A 17,476-nucleotide genomic window follows, 5' to 3' on the forward strand; every position below is an offset into this window, starting at 1 on the left:
GAGGTTATTCGCTTCAGAATTGCTTTACAATAAGTGAATCGAAGAATTGACGGAATTGGCTGTGAATCTTAACAAACTGTATATCGGTGTGATGTCTGGAACCAGTATGGACGGTGTAGACACCGCACTGGTTGAAATTGAAGATAACCGTGTTCGCTTGCTCGCACGCGATGATTACCCAATGCCCGCTCATATTAAGCAGACGCTACTGTCGGTTTGCACTGGGCAAGACACGAACCTTAAAGCCATTGGTGAGCTCGACCATCAACTTGGCCATCTGTTTGCCGATGCGGTTTTACAGCTACTGGATAAATCCGGCTATTCCGCTGAGCAAATCCGAGCCATTGGCAATCATGGGCAAACCGTGTTCCACCAGCCAACAGGCGATCTGCCCTTCACCACCCAACTGGGTGATGCCAACATCATTGCAGTTAAAACAGGCATTGATACCGTGGCAGATTTTCGTCGTAAAGACATGGCGTTAGGTGGCCAAGGCGCACCGCTCGTCCCAGCTTTCCATAAAAGTATTTTTGCCATGCAAAATTCCACCACCGTGGTGCTTAACATCGGTGGAATTGCCAATATCTCGGTACTTCATCCTGAGCAGGCGGTGATTGGCTATGATACCGGCCCGGGCAACATGTTGATGGATGCATGGTGTGAGCAGCATACCGGACAAAGCTTCGACAAAGACGCGCTATTTGCTCTGCAAGGTAACACCGATGCCGCACTGCTCACTCAGCTCTTAGCAGAACCTTACCTCACCATGTTGGCGCCCAAGAGCACAGGACGAGAGCTGTTCAACATCGATTGGCTGCATCATCAGTTAGCTGACCACAATACCTCAACACAAGATGTACAACGCACGCTGTGTGAATACTCGGCGAAAACCATTGCAAGCGAAGTAGAGAAATTCACGTATGGCCAGCAGCCACAGCTGTTGGTGTGTGGAGGTGGTGCGAGAAATCCCCTACTGATGCAGCGTTTAGCGGAACTTCTGCCGCAGTGGCAAGTCGCAACAACGGATGATAAAGGTGTTGATGGTGACTATATGGAAGCCATGGCGTTTGCTTGGCTTGCTCAGCGACATATCGATGGACTGCCGAGTAACTTACCTGAAGTGACTGGTGCGAGCCGTCTTGCTTCACTGGGTGTGCTCTATCCTAAAAACTAAAGTCGTTGTGCCAGATACAGCGACAAAAAATCGAAATCAGTATTCAAAGGCTTAAACCACTATGACAAATGACGCGCTTATTGCTGCTCTTGCCCACCTTGTATCAGAGGGACGCAACCCAGATACGATGGATATCGATTTATTGCCCTCTCTGGACATTGTTCAGAGACTGAATCAGCAAGATAAACTCGTACCGCTTGCGGTGGAGAAAGTACTACCAGAAATCGCACTCGCGGTAGATAAGATCACCGACGCGTTTAAAGTCGGCGGTCGTCTGGTTTATATGGGCGCCGGCACCAGTGGTCGTTTAGGTGTGCTTGATGCATCGGAATGTCCACCAACATTTGGCGTATCTGACAAGATGGTGGTTGGTCTGATTGCGGGTGGCCCAGAGGCGATTTTAAAAGCGAAAGAAGGTGCGGAAGATTCGCCGGTTTTAGGTGAGCAAGACCTAAAAGATATCAAATTCACAAATCTGGATGTTGTCGTAGGCATCGCTGCAAGTGGCCGAACGCCTTATGTCATTGGTGGTTTGGAATACGCAAACGAGATCGGTGCAACCACAATAGCGCTATCTTGTAATCCAGATTCTCCAATCGCCGACATTGCCGACGTCGCAATTAGCCCTGTTGTTGGCCCTGAAGCATTAACTGGCTCAACACGTTTGAAATCAGGTACCGCGCAGAAACTGGTTCTGAACATGCTGACTACTGCCAGTATGATCCGTTTGGGTAAGAGTTACCAAAACCTGATGGTTGATGTGAAAGCAACCAACAATAAACTCGTCGCACGCGCCGCACGTATCGTGATGCAAGCGACCGATTGCAGCAAAGAACAAGCAACCGAAGTGCTAAAACAAACGGATTATGAAGTGAAGCTGGCGATCTTAATGATCCTCACCGATCTTGATATTGAATCTGCTCGCGCGCATCTCCACCACCAAGACGGTTTCTTACGTAAAGCGGTGGAAAGCCATCAGCCGAAATAGTGGAATGATAGAGTCCAAGCAAACAAAAAGGAGACCTCAAGGTCTCCTTTCTTATTCTGATATCAAGATTTAGTCTTCATACAACCATTCATCAAACTCTTGGTTAAGCTTGTCATTTGCTTTGCGTTTGATGTGATCGGGGTTCGTTATGTTCTTAACGTTATCCACTTTATTGGTGTACTTCCGCGTGGTTTGGTTTACTTCACGCTTAACCTGATTCTCCACATAAGTGCCATCGGTGATCTCTTTAATATTGCGCTTAGTGTGGTTGATGGTGTTGGTAATACGATGCTTGTCATGATCGTACTTACGCTTCATCTTAATCGACTCTTTCAACACGTTGGTCGCACCAACCGTTAAGGGCAACAATGCCAATGCGACCAAAAAGATCTTTTTCATGTTTCTATTTCACTTCTGATTGAATCTGATATCACCAGTACACCAAAGCAATAAAATTCAAATGTCAGAAGATTAACAGGGAAAATTGCCGTCTTGATTATGAAACAGAATTAGTTGCTGTATTCGTTCCAACCACGTTGCCATTCCATACGGAATTTCTGCGCTTGAGGCGTACCTTCGCACACACCTTCATAATACTGGCCAGACAGACCCATTTGGTAAGCGAAATCTGGATTACAGTATTCTGTTACACCTTCTAGGTAGCCTTGGTCGTAGTCACCTTGCTTAGCATTACCGAGCTGATTGAGCTCTTTGACCGTACGAGAGGTATGTCCTGCAATACCATCTTGATAACCGATCTGATACCAATCACCAGATTGCGCCAATTCTTCCGTGGTTGCCGCACATCCAGCGAGTAAAGCCAGCGCCAAGCCTAACGTTGCCTTTTTCATCATTCTTCCTTAACTAGTTGTTTTCCCACCAAGCTTATCACTAAAGCCTGTGCTTTGCCGCTGCTGTGTCGATTTTGCCTGCGAGTTTCTCCTACAACCACTCACGGTACATAACGACCACTGAGTACCGAATTTCACCGCTTAACGGATATCCCGACCACTGAGCAAACGATAAAACCACTTAATCCTTATATCGACCACTCGCTTCTCTATTCGACCACTCATCCACAGAGCGAATGCGCTTAACAAAAGGGGCGAATATGATACATCCTGAGCTTAAAAAATTACCCTACCTATTAAACCAAGGACAATAGCTATGATGTGGTTTCTAACCTGTGTCGCAGCCCTCATCGGCGGATACTTCATCTACGGCGCTTTCGTTGAGAAAGTTTTCGGTATCAATGAGAATCGCCAAACGCCTGCCCATACTAAAACGGACGGTGTTGACTACGTTCCAATGTCAACCAAACGTGTTTACCTTGTTCAGCTACTTAACATCGCTGGTGTTGGCCCTATCTTCGGTCCAATCATGGGTGCGCTATATGGCCCTGCTGCAATGCTGTGGATTGTTGTAGGTTGTATCTTCGCAGGTGCGGTACACGATTACTTCTCAGGCATGCTTTCTGTTCGTAACGGTGGTGCATCAGTACCAACAATTACGGGTCGCTACCTAGGTAATGGCGCAAAACACTTTATGAACATCTTTGCCATTGTCCTATTGCTTCTCGTTGGTGTGGTATTCGTATCAGCCCCAGCAGGTATGATCACAAACCTAATCAACGACCAAACCAGCTTTAGCGTAAGCATGACAACCATGGTTGTGTTGATTTTCGCTTACTACATCATCGCGACAATTGTTCCTGTAGATAAAATCATCGGTCGTTTCTACCCATTGTTCGGCGCACTACTGATCTTCATGTCTGTGGGTCTAATGACTGCAGTTGCGTTCTCTAGCGAGCACACGGTAATGGGCGACTTCCAAGTAAGTGATATGTTCACTAACTTGAACCCGAACGATATGCCTCTATGGCCTGCGCTATTTATCACTATCGCATGTGGTGCTATCTCTGGCTTCCACGCAACTCAATCGCCACTGATGGCGCGTTGTATGGAAAATGAGAAGAACGGTCGCTTCGTATTCTACGGTGCAATGATTGGTGAAGGCGTTATCGCGCTTATCTGGTGTGCTATTGCTCTGTCTTTCTTCGGTACACTTGACGGTCTTGCAGAAGCTGTGAAAAACGGTGGTCCTGGTAACGTGGTATACAGCGCGTCATTTGGTCTGCTAGGTGTATTCGGTGGTGTGATTGCTTTCCTTGGTGTTGTTATTCTGCCAATCACATCAGGTGACACAGCATTCCGCTCAAGCCGCCTGATTCTTGCTGAATACTTCGGTATGGAGCAGAAAACACTGCGTAACCGTCTTCTAATGGCTGTACCACTATTCGTTATCGGCGGCATCCTGACTCAAGTAGACTTCGGTATCATCTGGCGCTACTTCGGCTTCGCAAACCAAACAACAGCAGTAATGATGCTTTGGACTGCGTCGGCTTACCTACTACGCCACAACAAGCTGCACTGGATTACGACAGTACCAGCCGTATTCATGACAACCGTATGTGTGACTTTCATTCTAAACAACAGCACACTAGGTTTTGGTCTGCCAATGCAAATCTCGACTATCGCTGGCGTTCTATTCGCACTAGCGGCAGCAGGTTACGTTATCAAGATATCTAAAGGAAAAGGCGAGACAGAACTGGCTGACGAAGAGAAACCGCAAACAGCCTCAGAAACCGCATAATGAATCCCTTCGCTTGCTAACCGATTCATTATAAATGTCTGGATAAACCAAGAGCCTGCCCAACGCAGGCTCTTTTTGTTTCTCTTCGAAGATTTAATTCACTTACAATAAGAACATCATTTTTAGGTTAGGTTCGTTATGGAACTGGTCATCTCCCTTTTACAACAAATGTGTGTTTACTTAGTGTTGGCTTACATGCTGAGTAAAACGCCGATTATTTTGCCTCTGCTGAGCATCTCCTCTCGCCTCAGCCATCGGCTCATTTGTTATGTGCTCTTCTCTGGCTTTTGTATTCTTGGCACCTACTTCGGATTACAGATTAACGACGCCATCGCTAATACACGCGCTATCGGAGCAGTAATGGGTGGCCTGTTTGGTGGCCCTGTCGTTGGTTTCGCGGTGGGACTAACGGGCGGTATTCACCGTTACACCCTTGGTGGTTTTACAGATTTAGCCTGCGCTATTTCGACTACAGCAGAAGGCTTGATTGGCGGCTTGCTGCATGTGTACCTCATTAAGCGCAACAAAGGTGCGATGCTGTTTAATCCAAGCGTGGTATTCAGCGTGACTTTTGTAGCGGAAATCGTACAGATGATTCTGTTGCTCGCCGTTGCCAAGCCCTTCGACCAAGCCTATGAGCTGGTTTCAGCGATTGCGGCTCCGATGATCATTGCTAACTCCGTTGGTGCCGCTCTGTTTATGAGTATTTTGCAAGATCGTAAAACCATTTTTGAAAAGTACTCAGCAACCTTTTCCCGCCGTGCATTGAGCATTGCCGATCGCTCGGTCGGTATTCTGAGTACTGGCTTTAACAGCGAAAACGCCGATAAGATCGCCCGTATTATTTATGAAGAAACGAAGGTAGGCGCGGTCGCTATTACCGACCAAGAGAAGATTCTGGCTTTCGTTGGTATCGGTGATGATCATCATAGGCCAAATACTCCTATTTCATCGCAAAGCACACTCGATTCAATGGAGAAGAATGACATCATCTACCTTGATGGCAGTGAACGCCCTTACCAATGTTCTTTAGCGAAAGATTGTAAGTTGGGCTCTGCGTTGATCATTCCTTTGCGTGCAGGTAAAGAGGTAGTGGGAACCATTAAACTCTATGAGCCAAAACGCAAACTGTTTTCAACAGCCAACATGTCAATGGCGGAAGGCATCGCTCAGCTTCTTTCCAGTCAGATCTTATATGGTGATTATCAGCAACAACAAACCCTGCTGGCTCAGGCAGAAATCAAACTGCTGCACGCACAGGTGAACCCACACTTCTTGTTTAATGCGCTAAACACCATCAGCGCCATTACTCGTCGAGATCCAGATAAGGCGCGAGAACTAATCCAAAACCTATCGCACTTCTTCCGCAGTAACTTAAAGCAGAACATCAACACCGTGACGCTAAAGGAAGAGTTGGCACACGTGAATTCCTACTTATCTATAGAAAAGGCACGCTTTACTGATCGTTTAGAAGTTGAAATTGATATTGAACCAGAACTTTTGGATATCAAGCTGCCGAGCTTTACTCTTCAACCGCTCGTTGAGAACGCCATCAAGCATGGTATTTCCAATATGTTAGAAGGTGGCAAAGTGAAGATTTACAGCCAAGCTCATCCTCAAGGTGCGCTTATTACCGTAGAGGACAACGCAGGGAGCTATGAGCCGCCAAAAGAGAATCATTCTGGTTTGGGGATGGAAATTGTCGATAAGCGCTTATCGAATCAATTTGGGCGTGATTCAGCGCTAAAAATTACCTCTCAGCAGCACCAATTTACTAAAATGAGTTTTATCATTCCCCACTCGCGATAAGTACAGTGAAAACGCACAAAGGTAGTCTTGGATGTTAACCGCCCTCGTCATTGATGATGAACAGTTTGCTCGTGAAGAGTTAGCAGAGCTATTGGATGAAACAGGTCAAATTGAGGTGATTGGCGACGCGTCAAACGCCATCATGGGGCTGAAGAAGATCAATGAGCTCAAACCTGATGTGGTGTTTCTCGACATCCAAATGCCACAGGTGACGGGCATAGAGCTGTTGGGCATGTTAGATCCAGAGACCATGCCTTACGTGGTGTTTGTGACCGCCTACGATCAATACGCTATCCAAGCTTTTGAAGACAACGCGTTCGACTACTTACTCAAGCCCGTTGACCCATGCCGTTTGACGAAAACAGTAAAACGCCTGAACAAAGTAATGAGTCAATCCGCGCTCACTCAGCAACTATCAGCCATCGCGCCCGAGAGCCTAGACCAGATACCTTGCATTGGACACAACCGCATTGTGATCATGGCAACCGAAACGGTTGAGTGCACTTACAGCGACATCAGCGGAGTGCATGTACGCTCCACCAGCCAAACCGCTAGCACACAGCTCACGCTAAAAACATTGGAAGAGAAAACCCCATTGGTGCGTTGCCATCGACAGTATCTGGTCAGCATTAAAGCCATCAGCGAGATTAAGCTATTAGAAAACGGGCTGGCAGAAATCATCACCAAAACCGGCTTTGAGATCCCGGTTAGCCGTCGCTACCTAAAAGTGCTCAAAGAGCTCTTAGGTATCAGCAGCTAAGCTTAGACTCTAATGAACTCGAGTAGAAACTCCCAATGAAAAAGGCGACCTTGTGGTCGCCTTTTTGGTGTTTGATTGGTCTTAATCGACTTGCTTAATTTGCAGTTCTTTTGGTACTTCGAAGAACATGTTCTCTTCACGACCAAGCACTTCATCTACTGCCTCAGCACCAACCAGTTCTTTGATGCGATCTAGGATTTGGTTTACCAACTCTTCTGGTGCAGATGCGCCGGCAGTCACACCAACTTTTACCTTACCCTCAAACCACTCTGGCTTGATGTCTTCTGGGCAGTCCGTTAAGTAGCCCGGAGTGCCTAGCTTTTCAGCCAACTCTTTTAAGCGAGTAGAGTTTGAAGAGTTCTTAGAACCCACAACGACCATCACATCAACATCAGCAGAGAGCTCACGCACAGCATCTTGACGGTTTTGCGTCGCGTAGCAGATGTCATCTTTACGAGGACCCTGAATGTCTGGGAATACGCGGCGTAGCTCTTCAATTACGTCTGCGGTTTCATCGACAGACAATGTTGTTTGGCTAACGTAGTGCAGATCCGATGGATCTTTCACGATCGATTTTAGCTTCTCAACATCGGCTGGCGTTTCCACAAGGTACATACCGCCCGTCTCGCTAGAGTATTGACCCATTGTGCCTTCCACTTCTGGGTGACCAGCATGACCGATCAGTACCACTTCCATATTTCGACGGCTCGCGCGCGCTACTTCCATATGTACTTTGGTTACCAGCGGACACGTTGCATCGAATACTGTCAAATCACGAGACTTCGCTTCTTGGCGTACGGCTTGTGACACACCATGAGCGGAGAAAATCACAATGTTGTTGTCTGGCACTTCGTGCAATTCTTCAACGAAGATAGCACCACGCTGCTTTAGACCTTCAACCACAAAGCGGTTGTGTACCACTTCATGTCGAACATAGATTGGTGGCTGATACATCTCTAGCGCACGCTCTACGATGCTAATCGCGCGGTCAACACCAGCACAGAAACCACGTGGGTTAGCTAACAGGATTTTCATTTCATTGCTCATGGAAGTTATCTTTAATTTGGTTCGCTATTCTACTGACAAAATTTCGACTTCGAAAGTCACGTCTTGTCCCGCGAGTGGATGGTTGAAATCCACTGTCACTGAGTCGCCAGCAATCTCAGTAATAATGCCCGGGATTTCCATACCGTCTGGACCGCTGAATGCCATGATCGTGCCGACTTCAACTTCCGCTTCGCCAACAAATTTAGTGCGGTCCATATGGTGGATATGGTCTGGGTTCGGCATACCAAACGCATCAGCGGCTTTCAGTTCGATCGCCTTTTCTTCACCTACTTGTAAGCCTAGTAGGCATTGCTCAAAGCTCTCACTCAAGCTGCCATCGCCCATCACGAATTTAGCTGGCTTACCCATATTGTGTGTGCTGTCTGCTACAGAGCCATCTTGCATTTTGATGGTGAAGTGCAGCGTTACAGCTGAATCTTGATTTATTGTTGTCACGTTACTGCTTCCTTGTTCTTGGGTTGTCCAGCGTTCTGTCTGATCACGTACTGTGATTGCTTTTTATTGTACGAAGATACGCGGATTGCGCTCCAACATAATAAAAAGCGTCGTTCGAATCAACGGACGACGCTTAGGGTTATTCGGTATATCGCAAAAGATTACTTGTCAGCGTCCTTTTTGCGGAAGCCGTCAAGAATGATCATAGCCGCACCAATACAGATAGTCGTATCCGCTAGATTGAATGCTGGCCAGTGATAACTGCCCCAGAAGAAGTCCAGATAATCAACAACAAAGCCGTGAACCACGCGGTCAAACACGTTGCCCACTGCACCACCAATAATCAGTGCGTAAGCGATGTTGTTCCATTTTTCTTTGGCTGGAAGCTTACTCATCCAGTAAGTCAAAAGACCTGTCACAACAAACGCGATACCGGTGAACAACCAGCGTTGCCAGCCCGCTTGATCGCTCAAGAAGCTGAATGCTGCACCGTAGTTATGAACATAAAGTAGGTTGAAGAATGGCAGCACCTCAATTCGGTTTGCCCATCCGTAGCCCATGTTGTCCATTACCACCAATTTGATGCCAATATCGGCAATAAATACCAGAATTGCTAACCATAACCAGCGAACTCCAGATTGCTTTAACGTCAGTGCTTTTTCACTCATTACTTTACCTACAAACAGCCCCAGTAAATACTGGGGCTGTTAATTTTAAAAAAAGTTCAGTCGTTCTAGGCAATTACGCGAATTTACGTACTTCACCTTCGCCGTCAACGTTAGACACACAACGACCACAGATCTTCTCGTGACCTTCGATTGTGCCTACGTCTGGCGTGTGGTGCCAACAACGGTCACACTTCTCGCCTTCAGCTGCTGCTACTTCAACAAACAAGCCTTCGATATCCGTCGCTTGTGCAGCATCAGTCTTCTCACCTAGAGGCTTAACTTTCGCTGCAGATGTTAGTAGAACAAAGCGCAGTTCATCTTCTAGTTTGTTGATTTTCGCCGCTAGAGCGTCATCAGCAAATAGCGTCACTTCAGCTTGTAGTGCACCACCGATGGTTTTCTCTTTACGCGCGTCTTCTAGAAGTTTGTTCACTGCGCCACGAACCGCTTGGATCTCAGTCCAGAATTCGTTGTTCAGCTCTTCGCCCTCAGCAAGACCGAATAGACCATCGAACCACTCACCAGTGAATACGAACTTGTCGCGTTGACCAGGCATTTCGTTCCAGATTTCATCTGCTGTGAACGACATGATTGGCGCCATCCAACGAACTAGCGCTTCTACGATGTAGTAAAGTGCTGTCTGACAGCTACGTTGAGCGTTGCCGCCACGTTTTGCTGTGTACTGACGGTCTTTGATTACATCTAGGTAGAAAGAGCCCATTTCGATTGAACAGAATTGCATTAGACGCTGAGTCACACCGTGAGTGTTGTACTCTTCGTATGCTTTAACGATCTCTTCTTGTGCTGCTAGTGCACGACCAACCGCCCAGCGATCTAGCGCAACCATCTCTTCAACAGGAACGATGTCTGTTTCCGGGTTGAAGCCGCTTAGGTTAGCAAGGAAGAAACGCGCTGTGTTACGGATACGACGGTAAGCATCTGCGCTGCGTTTTAGGATTTCATCAGAAACCGCAACTTCACCAGTGTAATCTGTAGAAGCAACCCATAGACGAAGAATGTCAGCACCTAGCTTGTTAGTTACGTCTTTTGGCGCAACCACGTTACCGATAGATTTAGACATCTTACGACCGTGACCATCAACCACGAAACCGTGTGTCAGTACTTGTTTGTAAGGCGCTTCGTCTTTCATCGCGATAGATGAAATTAGCGAAGACTGGAACCAACCGCGGTGTTGGTCAGAACCCTCTAGGTATAGGTCTGCACTGTTGCCGTTGTACTCTTCACGAGCATCAACAACAGAGAAGTGAGTCACACCTGAATCGAACCATACGTCTAGTGTATCTAGTACTTTTTCATATTGGTCAGCGTCAGCACCTAGTAGTTCAACTGCATCGACATCCCACCATGCTTGGATGCCTTTCTCTTCAACCAGCTTAGCGACTTTCTCGATCAGCTCTAGCGTGTTTGGATGAAGTTCTGCTGTTTCTTTATGAACGAACAGAGCAATTGGCACACCCCAAGTACGTTGACGAGAGATACACCACTCAGGGCGACCTTCGATCATACCTTCGATACGGCTTTGACCCCACTCAGGCATCCACTCAACATTCTTGATTGACTCTAGTGCTTTAGCACGTAAGCCAGCTTGGTCCATAGATACGAACCATTGTGGTGTTGCGCGGAAGATGATCGGAGTCTTATGACGCCAACAGTGTGGGTAGCTGTGCTCGTATGCGTGGTGGTGTAGTAGTGCACCTTTTTCTTTCAGTACTTCTACTACTGCATCGTTCGCTTTAAATACGTGCTGACCAGCAAATAGCTCAGTGTCTGGTAGGTAAACACCGTTTGAACCAACTGGGTTTGCTACTTCTAGGTTGTACTTATTACCAACCGCGAAGTCTTCTTGACCGTGACCAGGTGCAGTGTGAACAACACCAGTACCTGAATCAGTTGTAACGTGATCACCAAGGATCGCCGGTACAGTGAAATCGTAGAATGGGTGTTGGAATTGAGAAAGCTCTAGGTCCGCACCTTTAGCAAAGCCAAGGTTGTGGAAGTGCTCGATACCTGCACGGTCCATTACGTCTTTCGCTAGCTCAGCAGCAACGATGATACGCTCAGCGTTGTCGCCTTCTGTTTGGATAAGCACGTACTCTAGATCATCACGTAGACATACTGCGCGGTTTGCAGGCAATGTCCAAGGTGTTGTTGTCCAGATAACGATAGATACGTCACCTTGGCCTTCGTGACCTTCAGTTAGCTCAAACTTAGATAGCAGTGCCGCTTCGTCAGCCGCTTTGAAGCGAACGTCGATAGATGGCGATACTTTATCTTTGTACTCAACTTCTGCTTCAGCAAGAGCTGAACCACAGTCTGTACACCAGTGAACTGGTTTAAAACCTTTCAGTAGGTGACCTTTGCTTGCGATCTTACCAAGTGCACGGATGATGTTCGCTTCAGTTGCGAAGTCCATAGTGCGGTATGGCTTGTCCCACTCACCCATGATGCCAAGACGCTTGAAGCTCTCTTTTTGACCTTCAACTTGACCTGCAGCGTACTCACGACATTTCTCGCGGAACTCAGCTGCCGTCACTTTTTGGCCTGGCTTGCCTACTTTCTTCTCTACCATCAATTCGATAGGTAGACCGTGGCAGTCCCAGCCTGGGATGTAAGGTGCGTCAAAACCTGAAAGTGTTTTGGATTTAATAATAATGTCTTTAAGAATCTTGTTTAGTGCGTGACCAATGTGAATGTCACCGTTCGCGTAAGGAGGGCCATCGTGCAGTACGAATGACTTTTTGCCTTTCTTAGCTTTACGGATTTCACCGTAAAGATCTTCTTTGTACCAACGCTTAAGCATTTCTGGCTCACGATTGGCCAGGTTGCCGCGCATTGGAAACCCTGTTTCAGGTAAGTTCAGGGTATCTTTATACTCACTCATCGATTCTTAATTCCGTTATATTGGGCGAAAATTAGACATTATGTTGCACGGTGGAATAAACCGCTCAACGCTTAAGCTGACGCAGCCACACCCTCGCTGCTTCAGCATCCAATTCGATTTGTTGTTTAAGTGCTTCAAACGACTCAAACTTTTGCTCATCTCTAAGTTTATGCAAAAGTTCCACTTCTAGCTGCTTGCCATATAAATTAGCGTGAAAGTCGAATAAGTGTACTTCTAACTGCTGGCGAACACCATTTACTGTTGGTCGTTGACCAATGTTAGCGACGCCACCCACTGGCTTATCTCCTAAGCCAAGCGCTTGAACAACATAAACTCCGGAAACCGGAGATACACAGCGTTTCAAAGGAATATTTGCAGTAGGGAACCCGATGGTTCGACCTAGCTTTCTTCCGTGTGAAACACGACCGGCAATGCTGTAATCTCTTCCCAGCATCTCTTGCGCGGAATGCAAATCATCACGAGCCAGCGCTTTACGGATAGCCGTGCTGCTCACTCGTAATTGCTGTAAACAAAAGCTTTGGGTACTGACAACTTCAAAGCCGTACTTTTCCCCTGCTTCTTGTAACATCGTAAAGTTACCAGTTCGGCCTTTGCCGAAACAGAAATCATCGCCGATGACAAGAAACTTAACACCCAATCGACCAACCAACAAGTCACGGATAAACTCTTCCGCCGTTAGGTCAGCAAAATGACGATTGAAGTTAACACACAGCAAACGATCGATGTCGAGCTTACTCAGCTGAACAAACTTATCACGCAGTCGCGTTAACCTCGCAGGTGCCTTATCTCGAGCAAACAGCTCCATCGGCTGAGGTTCAAAGGTCATCACAACCGAAGGCAACGAAAGTTTCTCCGCTTGTTCAGACACTTGCTGCAATACTTGTTGATGGCCTCTGTGTACGCCATCGAAATTGCCAATAGTCAGCACGCAGCCATGATGGCGCGACTTGATATTGTGAATGCCTCTAATCAGTTCCATTGGATACTGCTTTATGCCTCTGTTTTTACTTTGCACTGTGTGAAACTGACGGATTATATACCAATCAACCTTATTCTGTCCCAGCTTTTAGGTCTTTTAAACGCATGCCGAGTAAAAACACAACGGCTAGGTAAACGACAGCACCAAGTCCAACCAACATTCCTAGTACGCCACTGCGGTGAGCGAAGCTCCAACCCAACCACACAGACATGTCTTCAAGTTGCCATAAGATAGCCGCAACCATCGCTGCGCCAGCTATCACCAAACGTATAATAAAGAGGACAGTTCGCTTAGTGATTTGGTACACACCAGCAATATGCAAACCGCGGTAAAGCAATGCCATGTTTACAAAAGCAGAAAGCGCCGTTGCAATAGCAAGACCAACGTAACCGTAGAAGTATGCAAAGATCGCGTTGAAGACCATATTCGTCACCATCGCAATGATGCCGTACTTCACTGGCGTTTTAGTGTCTTGACGCGAGTAGTAACCCGGAGCGAGAACCTTAATCAGCATGAAGTTAAGCAGACCTGATGCATACGCTAATAATGAGAGAGAGGCTTGATGTACGTCTTGCGGAGAAAACTCACCACGCATAAACAACACCATCAACATTGGCTTTGCGAGTACCATCAAACCAAGCATTGCAGGAATACCTAGTAAGGTCACCATGCGTACGCCCCAATCCATCGTATGAGCAAAACCTTCACTGTGAGCATCTACGTGCTTACGTGATAATGCTGGGAGAATCACCGTGGCAATCGCAATACCAAATAGGCCAAGTGGGAACTCCAATAAGCGATCAGAGTAGTAAAGCCAACTGATAGAGCCTGTTTGCAAGAAGCTAGCAATAAAGGTGTCAAACAACAGGTTGATTTGGCTTACCGACACACCAAATAGAGCAGGAATCATAAGGGTGCGGATCTTCACCACGCCCGGATCGCGCCAGCCCCATTTAGGCTTAACCATCACTCCCGCTTTAATAAGGAAAGGAATTTGGAATAAGAACTGAACCAAGCCACCAAGAAGAACACCGATGGAAAGACCGATCTCTGGCTGCGATATCTGCGGCGAGATAAACCATGCAGCCAAAATGATCATTACATTGAGGAAGACAGGTGTAAAAGAAGAAACCGCAAACTTACCTAATGTATTGAGGATAGCCCCCGAGAGCGCGACAAAAGTTATGAACCATAAATAAGGAAAGGTGATCTTGAGCATCACACTGGCAAGTTCGAACTTCTCAGCCGCCGGACCACCATGCATCCAGTCCAAGAACCAACCAAAGCCAAAAAGTGCCGTTACGACACCAGAGCCTAAAACCCCGAGAATGGTAACAATAGAGACAATCACACCTAACGTACCAGCAGCACGGGCAATCAATTCTCGGGTTTTGTCCATATCCCCTTGGGCGTGGCTCTCGGTTAGTACTGGTACAAAAGCCTGAGAAAACGCGCCTTCAGCAAACAGACGACGTAAGAAATTAGGGATTTTATTGGCAAAGAAGAAGACGTCGGCACTCGCGCCGGCCCCCATCAAGTTTGCTACTACTACATCACGAACTAAACCTAGGACGCGCGAAATTAATGTCATGACACTGACGATCATGCCAGACTTGAGCAGTCGTTTACTCACTGTAACCTCGGAATATCACCAAAAGATAGCCAACCCTATTCCTCTAAGCCTTTGAAAGCTACAAATGGGCGTTAAAAATATATCCGTTTATTGTCAGATCTAGGCGGATAATTATTAGCAATGGTCTAAAAATGCTGTTAGAATCCCCGCCATCTTAACCGCGATGACCTTTGTTACCAAAATTTGTTTTGGTTTCGATTGGTTTTTGCACAAATCATTTGACATTTAGGCGCAAATGAGGGATAGTCCTCGCCCTTAAATTGTCATAGAAATAAGTTTTTGGGAGTTAGACCCTTGGCAAATAGTAAATCTGCTAAGAAGCGCGCTATCCAAGCTGAGAAACGTCGTCAGCACAATGCTAGCCGTCGCTCAATGATGCGTACTTACATGAAGAAAACTGTTGCTGCTATCGAAGCAGGCGACAAAGAAGCTGCAACTGCTGCATTCGCTGCAGTTACACCTATCCTAGACCGTATGGCGACTAAAGGCCTTATTCACAAGAATAAAGCAGCTCGTCATAAGTCTCGTTTCACTGCACAAATCAAAGCTCTTTAATAGAGAATTGATTCCACAGTGAAGAAAAAACCGGCTCACGCCGGTTTTTTTATATCTAAAATTTAGTATTACTAAATTGAAAGCATAAAAAAAAGCTGGCAATGCCAGCTTTTTCTCATTTGTGACCTGTCATCACGCGGTAGCTACCTCACAATAGAGACCATGAAGTGTTTGAATAAGCTCTTTCACTTCATCACTCTTTAATGTGTAGTAGACCGTTTGCGCTTCTTTTCGCGTTGCAACCAACTCATCGCGTCGAAGCCACGCTAAGTGCTGAGACAGTGCCGATTGACTCAACTCTAGTTTTGCGCAAAGCTCCCCGACCGAAAGCTCTTGATTATGCAGCATGCAAAGGATTTGTAGGCGTCTTTCATTTGCCATCGCTTTAAGCAACACGACAGCTTTGGCGGAGTTTTTCTCCATTTCTTGTAGATTCATGTGCTGTACCTCTAGCTACAACTTACTTTCCCCAACCCTGGCCAGTTTGTTGTGTTACAAAGATTTTATAATTTCGAGTTATAATTTTGTCGATAGTAATCTATTTATTTGCGCAACGAAACTTGTTCATTCAAACATTTGGCTAAAATCTGCATCACAAACGTTCTTTACTGCTGGATGTTGTATCATTCGCTCGGCAAAGATGACGTAATACTCTTCCTTCAAATCGTCAACATGCCCAATTAATTGCAAATTGCGATCGTCCTCAATCTCGGACATGTACACCGTCGGTGCTAAGAAAATGACATCATCGCGATATCGAGCAAAAGCCTTCATTAACGCCACATCATCAAATTCACCCAATACATCTGGTTGCAATCCTTGACGATCAAACCACTGCAGTACTTTTCGCCCCATTGCTGTTCGGCTTGCTGGGATAAGTAGCTTCTTCTTCTCTAGGATTTCGGGGAACTTGACGTCTGGAGTTTCTGACGAAGCAAAAAAGCTCATGCTGCTTTCACCAAGCTTTTTACTATATAGGCCAGGGCTTTGCGTCGAATCTACTGGGCAGTCAGAAAGAATCATATCCAACTTGTGTTGCGATAAACGCTCTAGCAACAGTTCGTGAGTCGATTCATAACAACGTAAGTGAATACTGTTGTCCTCTGGAACCGTGGTCATCAGCACTTTACTGACGAGACGTTTAGAGAGGGCATCGGCAACGCCGACTTCGAATAGGATATTGGAGTGTTGGCTATAGTTGACGATATCGAGCATTTCGTAGCTCAACCCAAACATACGATCTGCGTACTTAAATACCAGCTGTCCAAGCTCTGTTGGCTCTACCGTACGACCATTACGTTTGGTCAACTTCCCCTTCATACGGTCTTCAAGTGCTTTAATCTGCCCTGTCACAGTTTGTGGCGTCAGGAATAATGCATCGGCAGCTTTTGTTACCGAGCCTTGTTTACACACCATCCAGAAGTAATAAAGGTGGTTATAGTTTAAGTGCGACATAGCCATTCCTTAGAAAGAAGATGACACTTTTTATATCAAATGTGACAACGACAAACAATAACCTCGACAAAACCTACACAAACATAAGAAAACAATAGTTTTACCGAAAATATCATATTCATACTGTCATAAAACTTGAAGCAAAACGCACTTTTTTAATCTGCTCTTAAAACTTATCAACAAAACAAAAGTGAAATTAAATCATATAAAATCAATAGCTTATTTTCATGTGAATTTTTCTTCACAGATAACTATCAAAAAGAATAATAAAAATTCTCCATAGAAACTGAACTGTCATATTACTGAAATATTTCATCTCTAACATCGCCCTCAGTTTCAACAACAGACCAAATAAACGAACTGAAAGGTCCACGGAG

Annotated in this window: 16 protein-coding genes; 6 read left to right on the forward strand and 10 right to left on the reverse strand. The window is 46.1% G+C overall.

The features are described 5' to 3' along the window. Positions 1-61 precede the first annotated feature (61 nt). Both GXP65_RS05925 and murQ read left to right on the forward strand, forming a co-directional pair. Positions 62-1,174, forward strand: a complete 1,113-nt coding sequence (locus tag GXP65_RS05925; protein WP_162092299.1) for an anhydro-N-acetylmuramic acid kinase — start codon at positions 62-64, stop codon at positions 1,172-1,174. Positions 1,175-1,235: 61 nt separating this feature from the next. After that, entirely contained in the window at positions 1,236-2,162 is a 927-nt protein-coding gene (murQ, locus tag GXP65_RS05930; protein ID WP_012127050.1) for an N-acetylmuramic acid 6-phosphate etherase, read from the forward strand. 69 nt (positions 2,163-2,231) lie between these two features. Here the strand turns inward: murQ and GXP65_RS05935 are convergent, their stop codons facing one another. Next, positions 2,232-2,561, reverse strand: coding sequence for a hypothetical protein (locus tag GXP65_RS05935; RefSeq protein ID WP_162092300.1), 330 nt, complete (start codon positions 2,559-2,561; stop codon positions 2,232-2,234). Positions 2,562-2,671: 110 nt separating this feature from the next. Further along, positions 2,672-3,013, reverse strand: coding sequence for a DUF2799 domain-containing protein (locus GXP65_RS05940; RefSeq protein ID WP_005425322.1), 342 nt, complete (start codon positions 3,011-3,013; stop codon positions 2,672-2,674). 316 nt (positions 3,014-3,329) lie between these two features. Between GXP65_RS05940 and GXP65_RS05945 the strand changes: the two genes are divergently transcribed. From GXP65_RS05945 to btsR, 3 genes are all read left to right on the forward strand, one after another. Continuing rightward, positions 3,330-4,814 carry a carbon starvation protein A gene (locus GXP65_RS05945; protein ID WP_005425329.1) on the forward strand — a complete coding sequence of 495 codons (1,485 nt, stop codon included), beginning with the start codon at positions 3,330-3,332 and terminating at the stop codon, positions 4,812-4,814. A 138-nt stretch (positions 4,815-4,952) separates the two neighbouring features. After that, entirely contained in the window at positions 4,953-6,623 is a 1,671-nt protein-coding gene (locus GXP65_RS05950; protein WP_010646595.1) for a sensor histidine kinase, read from the forward strand. 31 nt (positions 6,624-6,654) lie between these two features. Further along, positions 6,655-7,383, forward strand: coding sequence for a two-component system response regulator BtsR (btsR, locus tag GXP65_RS05955; RefSeq protein WP_162092301.1), 729 nt, complete (start codon positions 6,655-6,657; stop codon positions 7,381-7,383). 81 nt (positions 7,384-7,464) lie between these two features. On the opposite strand, the gene ispH is transcribed toward btsR, so the two are convergent. The 6 genes from ispH to murJ form a co-directional block, all read right to left on the reverse strand. Beyond that, on the reverse strand, positions 7,465-8,430 hold the full coding sequence (gene ispH, locus GXP65_RS05960) for a 4-hydroxy-3-methylbut-2-enyl diphosphate reductase (protein WP_005425304.1): 966 nt from the start codon (positions 8,428-8,430) through the stop codon (positions 7,465-7,467). 24 nt (positions 8,431-8,454) lie between these two features. Further along, complete coding sequence (gene fkpB / locus GXP65_RS05965; RefSeq protein ID WP_162092302.1) at positions 8,455-8,886, reverse strand: FKBP-type peptidyl-prolyl cis-trans isomerase; 432 nt, start codon at positions 8,884-8,886, stop codon at positions 8,455-8,457. Positions 8,887-9,047: 161 nt separating this feature from the next. Next, positions 9,048-9,554 carry a signal peptidase II gene (lspA, locus tag GXP65_RS05970; protein WP_005425321.1) on the reverse strand — a complete coding sequence of 169 codons (507 nt, stop codon included), beginning with the start codon at positions 9,552-9,554 and terminating at the stop codon, positions 9,048-9,050. 73 nt (positions 9,555-9,627) lie between these two features. Continuing rightward, positions 9,628-12,456, reverse strand: a complete 2,829-nt coding sequence (gene ileS / locus GXP65_RS05975) for an isoleucine--tRNA ligase (RefSeq protein ID WP_162092303.1) — start codon at positions 12,454-12,456, stop codon at positions 9,628-9,630. A 64-nt stretch (positions 12,457-12,520) separates the two neighbouring features. Continuing rightward, a complete protein-coding gene (ribF, locus tag GXP65_RS05980; RefSeq protein ID WP_045456479.1) occupies positions 12,521-13,456 on the reverse strand; it encodes a bifunctional riboflavin kinase/FAD synthetase in 936 nt (311 codons plus the stop codon). 70 nt (positions 13,457-13,526) lie between these two features. Further along, a complete protein-coding gene (murJ, locus tag GXP65_RS05985; RefSeq protein ID WP_162092304.1) occupies positions 13,527-15,089 on the reverse strand; it encodes a murein biosynthesis integral membrane protein MurJ in 1,563 nt (520 codons plus the stop codon). A 294-nt stretch (positions 15,090-15,383) separates the two neighbouring features. On the opposite strand from murJ, the gene rpsT reads away from it, so the two are divergent. Continuing rightward, positions 15,384-15,644: a 30S ribosomal protein S20 gene (gene rpsT / locus GXP65_RS05990; protein WP_005447926.1), complete on the forward strand. Its 261-nt coding sequence runs from the start codon at positions 15,384-15,386 to the stop codon at positions 15,642-15,644. Positions 15,645-15,776: 132 nt separating this feature from the next. On the opposite strand, the gene GXP65_RS05995 is transcribed toward rpsT, so the two are convergent. Continuing rightward, the gene (locus GXP65_RS05995; protein WP_061007740.1) at positions 15,777-16,082 is read right to left on the reverse strand and encodes a metalloregulator ArsR/SmtB family transcription factor; all 306 of its coding nucleotides are present in this window, start codon (positions 16,080-16,082) and stop codon (positions 15,777-15,779) included. A 126-nt stretch (positions 16,083-16,208) separates the two neighbouring features. After that, entirely contained in the window at positions 16,209-17,099 is an 891-nt protein-coding gene (gene nhaR, locus GXP65_RS06000; RefSeq protein ID WP_010646590.1) for a transcriptional activator NhaR, read from the reverse strand. Between the last annotated feature and the right edge of the window lie 377 nt (positions 17,100-17,476).

It is taken from the genome of Vibrio sp. LB10LO1, from assembly GCF_010092875.1.
GTDB lineage: Bacteria > Pseudomonadota > Gammaproteobacteria > Enterobacterales > Vibrionaceae > Vibrio > Vibrio campbellii.

Bases quoted from the DNA above. Each gene is read 5' to 3' on its own strand.
- murQ (WP_012127050.1), top strand. From the start codon at position 1,236: ATGACAAATGACGCGCTTATTGCTGCTCTTGCCCACCTTGTATCAGAG.
- GXP65_RS05935 (WP_162092300.1), bottom strand. From the start codon at position 2,561: ATGAAAAAGATCTTTTTGGTCGCATTGGCATTGTTGCCCTTAACGGTT.
- GXP65_RS05940 (WP_005425322.1), bottom strand. From the start codon at position 3,013: ATGAAAAAGGCAACGTTAGGCTTGGCGCTGGCTTTACTCGCTGGATGT.
- GXP65_RS05945 (WP_005425329.1), top strand. From the start codon at position 3,330: ATGATGTGGTTTCTAACCTGTGTCGCAGCCCTCATCGGCGGATACTTC.
- GXP65_RS05950 (WP_010646595.1), top strand. From the start codon at position 4,953: ATGGAACTGGTCATCTCCCTTTTACAACAAATGTGTGTTTACTTAGTG.
- btsR (WP_162092301.1), top strand. From the start codon at position 6,655: ATGTTAACCGCCCTCGTCATTGATGATGAACAGTTTGCTCGTGAAGAG.
- ispH (WP_005425304.1), bottom strand. From the start codon at position 8,430: ATGAGCAATGAAATGAAAATCCTGTTAGCTAACCCACGTGGTTTCTGT.
- lspA (WP_005425321.1), bottom strand. From the start codon at position 9,554: ATGAGTGAAAAAGCACTGACGTTAAAGCAATCTGGAGTTCGCTGGTTA.
- ileS (WP_162092303.1), bottom strand. From the start codon at position 12,456: ATGAGTGAGTATAAAGATACCCTGAACTTACCTGAAACAGGGTTTCCA.
- ribF (WP_045456479.1), bottom strand. From the start codon at position 13,456: ATGGAACTGATTAGAGGCATTCACAATATCAAGTCGCGCCATCATGGC.
- GXP65_RS05995 (WP_061007740.1), bottom strand. From the start codon at position 16,082: ATGAATCTACAAGAAATGGAGAAAAACTCCGCCAAAGCTGTCGTGTTG.
- nhaR (WP_010646590.1), bottom strand. From the start codon at position 17,099: ATGTCGCACTTAAACTATAACCACCTTTATTACTTCTGGATGGTGTGT.